Consider the following 9,576-nt stretch of genomic DNA (forward strand, 5'->3'; position numbering starts at 1 on the left):
TCCAGAAGAATGTCGTGTACCAAATAAATCTAAATAAAGCATAACATTAGTCCACATCTAGAAATAGGTGTGGACTATTTTACGCTTACTTTTATTAAAAAAGACTTTCAAAAGAAATAAGGCGCTCTCGCATTATATTTCATAGTAGAAAAAATATATAAAATACCTTTGATGTAGAAAAATTATTCATTTTTTCTATCCAATATGTATATGATAAACATGTAGGGAAAAACGCACCTAGTGCCCCCACACTAAGTGCGTAGATTACAAGTAGATTATTTAATCAAAGCTACAAGCAGAGAGAGAAAAGTGACAATAAAGAACAGAAATGAAAAAAAGCCAAAATAAAATTTATTCATTATTTCCACCTCCTACTATATATATATGAAAAAAACAGAAATTATAATCTTTTAATGAACTCTTTGTTGAAATTAGGAATATGAATTTGTAAACACTTAGGAGAAGTGTTTTTTTTAGGGGGAATAGAGAAATGGATAAAGTATCTGAATAGATAGAGATGATTTTGAAACACTAGGCAGAGGAGGTGTTTTAAAGTGAGCGAGAAGCAAAATAATTGGAGTAAAAAAAGAATAAATAGAAGTGTAAATTCTCAAGGTCTTTCAGAAGATAAAGCAATTCATCAACCAAAATCGCAACTTGAAGACCGCGCTAAGAAAAAGAATACAAAGATTTAAGAATTGTGAAAGTAGACGGGGTGAAAACCATAAAACATACACTTTTATATTTGCGTGAATCATTAGCCAATTATACAAAAGATGAATTAGGACTAGCCATTTATCAAAAAATTGAAACGCAAAACTACAAAACTGAGGAGGAATTTGTTCAAAATTTAGATGCAAAAGAAGTGGACTACTTAGATTCGTTATTAAAAGAAGAAATTAATTACGCAAACAGCGCTAAGGATACTATCCGCACCCATCAACTGAATGAGATTTATGAACTATTATTTTAAAATGGTGTAGATTACCATTGAAAAGTAAATCGTATCATTGTATTATTATTTATAGACATTTTGATGTTCCATAAGTCCTAGAAAAGTGAATAAACGTTCGTTCCGGACTTATGGAAGAACTCTATGAATATGACTATTGCAATTGCTGATGAAAAATTATATAATAATATACACAAGCTACGATGTACGTAATCATATGAAGTTTTAACCTCTAAGTATTGAAATAGGGAGTTTTATATCGAAATTGGAATGTCGAGCCGTAGAAATGGTAGCGGAAGACAGGAAGGTTTCTGCAAACACCCACTTTGTGAAGTGGTGGTTAAAAACTTTTTATATTTCAAATTACGGCATAAGTGGCTTATCCATTTAAAACAAAACAGATCAGCTTCTTTATTGAAGCTGATCTTTTAGTTTTATACACTCTCCATTCAGCATCCAATTGTCTTATATTAGGACAGTTGGATTTTTTAGTTTTAATTAAACATACTAAAAGATAAATTTAAGTGGTAATGTATATAATTATGAGGAAAAACGTCGTAATCTATTATTCCTATATTTTGCAATAATGAGAAAAGTCGTTGACAAAGGAATATTTAGCCAGTAAACTAAATTGTGTCGAGGTACAGATTTTTTTAATTTAGAGGTTTATCAAGGAACTGTTTATCACAATTTCTCTAAGATAACGAAGAATGTTTTACTTGAGACGGGGATCAAATTTTTGTTGATGGAGCCTTTATTATCAATGGAAGTAAATTACTACGAAATTAGTCTTGTTTTTTTCCCCTGATAATGAATATGGGGAGGAAAATCCTAATTACCACCGTTCTCCAAGAATTATTTACCGGGAGCCGGAGGAAAAAGTGTATTGCTAATCCATCCCGAATTCCATCCAAACCAAGCGAAGAACTGAGACGTACAGTAGTTTCCCCCTTAGTTATGATTGCAGTATTGGTTTTGGTTTTTAGCTAAGGGGTATTTATATCATTTTAATGTTATGTTCTTTAAGTATGAAATATATCTCTTTAAATAATGCGTACGAATCAAACGTAGCAACACAGCCAATAAAGATATTGTTTTATTCGTAAATTGAATCGGTTCCACTTTTTCAAAATCTCCCCAAATGGAATTTCTCCCTGTGCGATTGTTGTACGAGTTTTTTCCCACTCAATGAATTCTTTAAGTTTTAGTGCTCGAGGAACCATTGGAATTGGCTTTGGCAAACTTCCATCCCAATTAGCTATCATATCTTGTGCTTCCTGCTGGATATTATCAATCTGTGTGAGCACATCTTCTCCAGAACTGTGCAGATGTTGGAGGATATATCATCTTTTTTGAATGTAAAACACAGATAATGAAAGCATATCGGGAACGTATGGATTGTTATGCTTTTGATTCCTTAACTAGAGGCTATGATGAATTTTTAAATGAAATTAAAAAGATGAGGTTGCCAAAATTATATACTGTGATATGGGGGAGTTCAAATGCGCTAGAGGAGTTGTAAATGATAAGTTTGAAGAAATATACAGTAGTAGCAATCCTTTCATTATTACTTATTTAAAAGATATAATTAATAAAACCTGCTTATTTCGACTGCTATGAGCAGCAACGCAATGGATAAGGAGCTGAAGTAATGAACCATAATAAAGCAGAAAACGTGCAGCCCGTTCAGAAAATTTCGATCGTTGCTGTAATATTAGCTGGTGCATTTCTAAGCATATTAAATCAAACATTGCTAGTTACGGCAATTCCTCCGATAATGGGTGAATACAATCTTACTGAAAATACTGCTCAATGGTTAACAACTATTTTTATGCTCGTGAATGGAATAATGATTCCGATTACTGCCTTTTTGGTAGAAACCTTTACTACTCGAGGGCTCTATTTAACCTCGATGATGATATTCGCCTTAGGGACAATGTTTTGCCTCGTCGCTCCAAATTTTCCATTATTGATGGTTGGTAGAGTGATTCAGGCTGCTGGGGCTGGAATTGTACTGCCTTTAATGATGACCGTGATACTATTACTATATCCTATTGAAAAACGCGGATCTGCAATGGGAACGATTGGCTTAGTTATTGCTTTCGCACCGGCAATTGGTCCTTCCCTTTCCGGATGGTTAATCGAACATTACCATTGGAAAGCTTTATTTTATGTGGTATTACCATTAGTTGTTATCGATATCATTATTGCCTATTTTGTAATGAAAAACGTAACATCACCAACATCTCCCAAAATAGATATTTTATCTATTGTGCTATCTACTTTTGGATTTGGCGGTCTATTGTATGGTTTTAGCAGTGCGGGAAATTACGGTTGGTCCAACTCGTTTGTTATCTTATCATTAGCTATTGGGGCAATTTCACTTACTGTATTTATACTACGGCAGTTTAAATTAAAGCAGCCGATTCTAGAGTTTCGTGTCTTTCAAAATAAAGTCTTTGCAATAACGACTGTTATTACGATGATCGCCTTTGTATCATTAATTGGTGCTGAAACAATATTACCTATTTATATGCAAAACATGGCAGGTTTTACAGCTTTTGAATCTGGTCTAATGATTCTTCCAGGTGCGCTGGTAATGGGATTTATGTCTCCCATTAACGGAAGAATATTCGATAAAGTAGGGGCTAGATGGTTAACAATTATTGGATTGTCGATTATAACGGTTACTACTTTAATGTTTACAAACTTAACTGAAACGACAAGCTTTGCCTATTTAACCGTTGTCTTTGCAATTCGAATGTTAGGGATATCAATGGTTATGATGCCAGCAACAACAGCCGGTCTAAATCAATTGCCTAATCGATTAATCCCTCATGGTACGGCTATGAATAATACAATGCGTCAGGTAGCTGCATCTATTGGTACTGCTATATTAATTACGGTTATGACTAATACTGCATTAGATAATGGTGAGTCAGCTGAACCGAGTGAATTGATTCATGGTGTAAATATATCCTTTTATATGTCTACTGCTTTAGTGATTGTTGGTCTTTTGTTATCCTTTTATATTAAAGATAATATGAAAGCGGTGGAGCAAAATCATTCGATAGCAAAAAACTACGAGTGAAACTAGTGCTATATAAAGCAGTTTCACTCGCTGGATACTTTGGGGTAGGTGAGCTGCTTTTTTCGGTTTACGAGAGGCGAATGGATAAAAAAAAGAATAGAATTAAGTACAGATGCTACCTATTTTTCGTAACGGCCAAATAAGAGCACGCTGTGCTAAGGAGTAATGGACAACTGGCGGGGAGCTGCAAGTGGATTCAGACAAAAAATTAATTAATGTGTGTCTTTTTATTTCCGCTGTGACGGGACTTAGACTCCAAGGCTTGTGATGAATATCTCCTTGGTATAATGTTTTTCCTTTTATTGTCCATAACCGGTATCTTTCGATGAGCCAATGAGCTAATGTTCCAGGAATGGCATTCGAATAACTTTTAGTTAAAGGTTTATAGCTTGCTTGAAAAATAGCTGGGTCTATTTTTAATTCCCTGCGTTTACATAAGAATTCAATATGCGAAGATTTTTTAATTTTAATGGCTGCGTTTTTATATGGGAGGGTTAACATTCGCGCCCCCAGTACGATGGCCAATTTATTTGCATCTAAACTAAAAAAGTAAGTTCCGCTAATTCCATTGTATTTAACATAAGTTCTTACATTCACTTCCAGTAAAGAATTGTAAAAAGGAATTCTTGGAAGTCCTCTAATACGCACATCGCTCACCTCAAATGGAAGAACACCAATCCACGCTTTTCCGTCATATGTATCTATGTCAAGAATTGAAGGTACATGTTCTCTAAGTATTTTTTTTGGAACGGGCCAATGTATAAATAATACATGCTCCCATTTTTGTGTCATTACCCATGGTAGCTTAGGGGTGGGGAACTCCCTATGTTTTGTTGTTTGTAATATTTCTTTATACAAATTTTAACTTCCTCTCTACTGGGTATATAATATAGTATATCCTGATCAAATTGGCTATACACGAAAATAATAAATAAATGACCATTAATTTGTGAGGAGAGAACGGTTTATGTCTGAAAAACTTATTTCGTTTTCACCTATCATTCCTAAGACTCCAAAAGTGATCATACTCGGTTCAATGCCTGGGGGAATGTCCTTAAAAAAGCGTGAATATTACGGTAATCCCCGAAACCATTTGAGGAGAAAGTGGAAGCATGGAGACAACTCTTAGATTATTTATGACGAAAATAATCCTTGCAAAATAACTGTTTGTTCCGTATAATAACTTTAATATTTAAAAATATCTGCTAAAAACATGGAAGAGGGAAAGTAGGATTTAGTTTATTTTATACAGAGAGCTTCGGTAGCTGAAAAGAAGTAAAAATACGAATCTGAACAATGGCCTCTGAGTTTCGTACTGAAAATTTCGCGTAAATGATTAGGTTGCGACGAGAATTGGTACTCGTTATCACATACCACAGTATCAATAGTCTGTGACTTGCGTACTTGATGGAGGCTGTATTATAGATATGCAGTGAAGTAAGGTGGTACCACGTAAATCCAACCACGTCCTTATCGAATTGTCGATAAGGACGTGGTTTTTTAATTTTCATCATAATTATAAGTTGTTTTACAAACATTAATAATGGAGGTATTATATGAATAATTTAGTAATTCAAACTGATTTTGGACTAAGTGATGGTGCAGTAAATGCAATGTATGGCGTAGCAATCTCTGTAGATTCAGGATTAAGAATCTTTGACTTGACCCATCATATCCCTCAGTTTAATATTTGGGAAGCATCTTACCGACTATATCAAACGATCACATACTGGCCGGAAGACACCGTGTTCATTTCCGTTGTAGATCCGGGCGTAGGTTCTGACCGGTTAAGTGTTGTTGTTAAAACATCGAAGAATCAATATATTGTAACACCAGATAATGGTACACTCACACATATTAAGAAAAATATTGGCATTTCAGAAGTTCGTATCATTGATGAAACAGTTAATCGATTACCGAAATCAGGTGAATCTTATACTTTTCATGGGCGTGATGTTTACGCGTATACAGGAGCGCGATTAGCAGCAGGTGCTATTTCGTTTGATGGTGTTGGTCCGAAAATTAACGTGGAGGATCTTATCATTTTATATCAACAAGAAGCCTGTCTTGATAGAGACATGCTTTTGGGAGTTATCGATATTCTTGATGTTCGCTTCGGTAATCTATGGACAAATATTGATCGCTCACTTTTTAAGAAGGCAGGGATTCAATATGGCGATAAGTTGGATGTAATAATAACAAATAATAATAAGCAAATATACAAACATCGTATGGTATTTGGTCATTCCTTCGCTGACAGTCATTTGGGCGAACCTTTATTATATGTCAATTCGGTTGATAAAATAGCGGTTGCAATTAACCAAGGTTCATTTGCAAAGGCATATCAAATTGGAACAGGGGCTAATTGGAAAATCAATATTCAACAAACTTCAGAGCGCAGATCATCATAAGTTTTTTATAATAAAAATTTCTCTGCCCTATAATATAAGGACAGAGATTTGTGATTAAATCTAAATAATGCTTCATTATATGTTGATTGTACCTCTTATAGTTATTTAATATGAATGTTATGGAAGATGGAAGACCTGTTTTAATTACATTCATATAAAACTGGGATGTTTGCATAAAATAAATGATGGAGGCTTAATTAATAGCCTCCATATCCACAGCATCCACCATAGCCACCAGCACCATAGCCGCCAATATTATATCCACCAGCTCCTACGATGATTAAAAGAATAAACAACACAACGATAAACGAAAATCCTCCGCCTATGTTCTTATGTTCATGCTTGTGCTTTTCACTCATCCACTATCCCTCCTTGTTATGTTAATCTATGTATAAAAAGGGATTTTGGGAATGAAAATAATTAAAAATGGGCCTTTATGAACTGCAGAGAATAATTTGATTGGAAATCATTAAGGAAAATTGCTATAATAACATCTTACATAAAATTTTATCGATAAATGAATGATCATTCATATTTTTCTTAGAAAATATCTTATAAAAAGGACGTTATTTATGAAAAACATCATGAATATTTTTAAAACAGATATGAAAAATATTGGAACGAACTGGGTAGCTGCTATTTTGATAGGCGGTTTAATAATCCTGCCTTCACTTTACGCTTGGCTTAATATTAAAGCTTCCTGGGATCCATATGGACAAACAGATCAAATACCAGTAGGTGTTGTAAACGAAGATAAGGGTGCAACGGTCCGTGATGAAGAAATTCATGTTGGAGATGAATTAGTTGACACACTTAAAAACAATGATGATATGGATTGGAAATTTGTTGATCGTGATAAGGCGATGAAAAATGTGGAATACGGCGATTACTTTGCGGTCATCGTTATTCCAGAGAATTTTTCCGAAAACTTAGGTACAGTTATTGAAGACAATCCAAAAAAAGCGAAAATAGAGTATTATGTCAATGAGAAGATTAACGCTATCGCTCCTAAAATTACACAAAAAGGGGCAAGTGTTCTCGTTGATAAAATAAGTAGTGAATTTATATCAACAGTCAATGGCGTCATTTTTGATATATTTAATAAAATTGGTATTGAAATTGAAGAAGATCTTCCTGATATAGAAAAATTTCAAAACTATGTTTTTGAAGTGGAAGAGAAGCTTCCTGAAATTAAAAAGTTACTTGATGATTCATTGTCAGATGCAAATGATGCACAAGGGGTTATCGATAAAGCCCAAGGGTTAGTACCTGATGCAGAGGGTGTAACAAATGATGGTTTAGCGACTATTGATGAAACAAATAAGTTTCTGAAGGAGGCCGAAAACAGATTAAATAAAATGGCCCCACAGATACAGGAAGACTTGGAAAAGGTGCAAAATATTGCATCAGAGGCTAATGATTTCATTACAAAAGCTCAAAATGCTGAAATTGATTTTAGTTTAGGAGATAAACTAAAAAATGGTATGAATGAAAAAATCAATGAAGCTACAGAAAGAATCGAAACAGTTGAACAGGCACTTAATCAGTTAAAAGAACATAATAATAAACAAATTGAAGTGGAAATTCCACAAAACGAACAAGGAGGGAAACAAGAGGGAGAAGAAAGCCAAGACGGAGAGGAAAATGATCAAGAAGAAAAGGAAACAGGTGGTTCACCGGATGGAAATTCGGGTCCTGACCAAGGTTCGGTAAATAAAGAAGAAATAAACCAGCAAATTAATGATCAGCTGCAGCAGTCTCAAGAGAAGCAGAACCAAAAGATTGATGAAACATTAGATAAACTGGCTACAATTAAAAAAGATTTGAATGAAATACAAGAGAACGTTGGTAAAGTGGATGATTTTTTAACGGATACAAAAAAAGAAGTAGACAGCATGCTTGCCGATTTACAAGAAATAACCGCAAATACTTCTAACAGAATCGACAATTTTGTTAAAGAATATAAAGAAAATATCGAGCCAACCGTATTAAATGAAATTTCAAACGCAAAATCAACACTTTCTGATGCTAGAAATATCTTGGTAGAAGTCCAAGAGCTAATTCCTGAAGTAAGTAAAATTCTATCAAGCACAGATGATAATCTGGGTGAGGGTAAAGATTCACTTGAATCGGTGCTTAATGAATATCCATATGTGAATGATAAAGTGAATGAATTAGCAGATCGGATTAGAGAATTGCAAGATGAAACAGATATCAATGAGATTATTAATCTCCTGAAAAATGATCCGGAAGCAGAGCGCGGTTTTTTTGCAGAACCAGTTGAACTCCATGAAAATAAATTATTCCCAATCGATAACTATGGAACTGGTATGACCCCGTTCTACACAGTGTTATCAATTTGGGTAGGAGCGTTATTATTAATTTCATTATTAGCTACCGATCTTAAAGAACCAGAACTTTACACAGGTAAGCAAATGTATTTAGGGAAGTTTCTTACATTTTTTACGGTTGGACTCCTGCAAACATTGATTGTAACCTTAGGTGATTTATTTTTAATTGGTGTTGAAGTAAGAGCTCCGGTTTGGTTTGTAATATTCGGCTTATTGACCAGCTTTGTGTTTATGGCTATTGTTTATACAGTTGTTTCTGTATTTGGTGATGTTGGTAAAGCAATGGCAATTGTTCTTCTAGTGTTGCAAATTGCAGGATCGGGTGGAACTTATCCAGTCGTTCTGCTGCCAGAGTTCTTCCAGGCAATTAATCCTTTTCTACCGTTTACTTATGCTGTAGATTTAATGCGTGAAGCTGTAGGTGGTATTGTTTGGAGTCGTGCAACTCGTGACATTATATTCCTATCGTTGGTTGGTATTGGATTTATTTTATTTGGTGTATTCTTCAAACAACCTGTTAATAAGCACACAAATAAATTAATGAAAAAATCGCAAGAAACCGGATTATTCCATTAATGTTCGATTAAGAGTTGGATCATAAGTTAATAGAACAGTTTGTAGCAAGAAAAATCTAATAAATGAAATGAAAAAATCGAGTGCCACTGGCACTCGTTTTTTCATGAAAATCAACCGGAGTTCATGAAAATCAACCGGAGTTCATGAAAATCAACCGGAGTTCATGAAAATCAACCGGAGTTCATGAAAATCAAC

General features: G+C 34.4%; 9 protein-coding genes, 1 other RNA gene and 1 other annotated feature. Of the genes, 7 read left to right on the forward strand and 3 right to left on the reverse strand.

What is annotated here, in order from left to right; all coding sequences use genetic code 11:
• Positions 1 to 554 precede the first annotated feature (554 nt).
• The 3 genes from sspL to ssrS all read left to right on the forward strand — a co-directional run bounded on the left by sspL (position 555) and on the right by ssrS (position 1,337).
• Positions 555 to 695, forward strand: a complete 141-nt coding sequence (sspL, locus tag J2Z81_RS15245; protein ID WP_084178947.1) for a small, acid-soluble spore protein L — start codon at positions 555 to 557, stop codon at positions 693 to 695.
• A 5-nt stretch (positions 696 to 700) separates the two neighbouring features.
• Positions 701 to 973, forward strand: coding sequence for a sigma-G-dependent sporulation-specific acid-soluble spore protein CsgA (locus J2Z81_RS15250; RefSeq protein ID WP_226374297.1), 273 nt, complete (start codon positions 701 to 703; stop codon positions 971 to 973).
• A gap of 171 nt (positions 974 to 1,144) precedes the next feature.
• Positions 1,145 to 1,337: non-coding RNA, 6S RNA (gene ssrS / locus J2Z81_RS15255), on the forward strand.
• 676 nt (positions 1,338 to 2,013) lie between these two features.
• On the opposite strand, the gene J2Z81_RS15260 is transcribed toward ssrS, so the two are convergent.
• Positions 2,014 to 2,217: a hypothetical protein gene (locus J2Z81_RS15260; protein ID WP_156947671.1), complete on the reverse strand. Its 204-nt coding sequence runs from the start codon at positions 2,215 to 2,217 to the stop codon at positions 2,014 to 2,016.
• Positions 2,218 to 2,603: 386 nt separating this feature from the next.
• Here J2Z81_RS15260 and J2Z81_RS15265 point away from each other — a divergent pair, with 386 nt between their 5' ends.
• Entirely contained in the window at positions 2,604 to 4,043 is a 1,440-nt protein-coding gene (locus J2Z81_RS15265; protein WP_226371717.1) for a DHA2 family efflux MFS transporter permease subunit, read from the forward strand.
• A 102-nt stretch (positions 4,044 to 4,145) separates the two neighbouring features.
• Here J2Z81_RS15265 and J2Z81_RS15270 read toward each other — a convergent pair whose 3' ends face one another.
• Positions 4,146 to 4,901, reverse strand: a complete 756-nt coding sequence (locus J2Z81_RS15270) for a YqjF family protein (RefSeq protein WP_226371718.1) — start codon at positions 4,899 to 4,901, stop codon at positions 4,146 to 4,148.
• A gap of 109 nt (positions 4,902 to 5,010) precedes the next feature.
• On the opposite strand from J2Z81_RS15270, the gene J2Z81_RS15275 reads away from it, so the two are divergent.
• Positions 5,011 to 5,172: a uracil-DNA glycosylase family protein gene (locus J2Z81_RS15275; protein WP_318842353.1), complete on the forward strand. Its 162-nt coding sequence runs from the start codon at positions 5,011 to 5,013 to the stop codon at positions 5,170 to 5,172.
• Between the two features lie 76 nt (positions 5,173 to 5,248).
• Positions 5,249 to 5,518: a binding site (T-box leader), on the forward strand.
• A gap of 81 nt (positions 5,519 to 5,599) precedes the next feature.
• Positions 5,600 to 6,454, forward strand: coding sequence for an SAM hydrolase/SAM-dependent halogenase family protein (locus J2Z81_RS15280; RefSeq protein WP_226371719.1), 855 nt, complete (start codon positions 5,600 to 5,602; stop codon positions 6,452 to 6,454).
• 197 nt (positions 6,455 to 6,651) lie between these two features.
• Here the strand turns inward: J2Z81_RS15280 and J2Z81_RS15285 are convergent, their stop codons facing one another.
• Positions 6,652 to 6,813, reverse strand: coding sequence for a YjcZ family sporulation protein (locus tag J2Z81_RS15285; RefSeq protein ID WP_084178944.1), 162 nt, complete (start codon positions 6,811 to 6,813; stop codon positions 6,652 to 6,654).
• A 213-nt stretch (positions 6,814 to 7,026) separates the two neighbouring features.
• On the opposite strand from J2Z81_RS15285, the gene J2Z81_RS15290 reads away from it, so the two are divergent.
• On the forward strand, positions 7,027 to 9,381 hold the full coding sequence (locus J2Z81_RS15290) for a YhgE/Pip domain-containing protein (protein WP_226371720.1): 2,355 nt from the start codon (positions 7,027 to 7,029) through the stop codon (positions 9,379 to 9,381).
• Positions 9,382 to 9,576 lie beyond the last annotated feature (195 nt).

The sequence above is a fragment of the Virgibacillus alimentarius genome (assembly GCF_017874635.1).
In the GTDB taxonomy this organism is placed as follows: domain Bacteria; phylum Bacillota; class Bacilli; order Bacillales; family Amphibacillaceae; genus Virgibacillus_B; species Virgibacillus_B alimentarius.

Coding starts and splice junctions, on each gene's coding strand:
- J2Z81_RS15265 (WP_226371717.1), top strand. CDS start 2,604: ATGAACCATAATAAAGCAGAAAACGTGCAGCCCGTTCAGAAAATTTCG.
- J2Z81_RS15260 (WP_156947671.1), bottom strand. CDS start 2,217: ATGATAGCTAATTGGGATGGAAGTTTGCCAAAGCCAATTCCAATGGTT.
- J2Z81_RS15285 (WP_084178944.1), bottom strand. CDS start 6,813: ATGAGTGAAAAGCACAAGCATGAACATAAGAACATAGGCGGAGGATTT.
- J2Z81_RS15290 (WP_226371720.1), top strand. CDS start 7,027: ATGAAAAACATCATGAATATTTTTAAAACAGATATGAAAAATATTGGA.
- J2Z81_RS15275 (WP_318842353.1), top strand. CDS start 5,011: ATGTCTGAAAAACTTATTTCGTTTTCACCTATCATTCCTAAGACTCCA.
- J2Z81_RS15280 (WP_226371719.1), top strand. CDS start 5,600: ATGAATAATTTAGTAATTCAAACTGATTTTGGACTAAGTGATGGTGCA.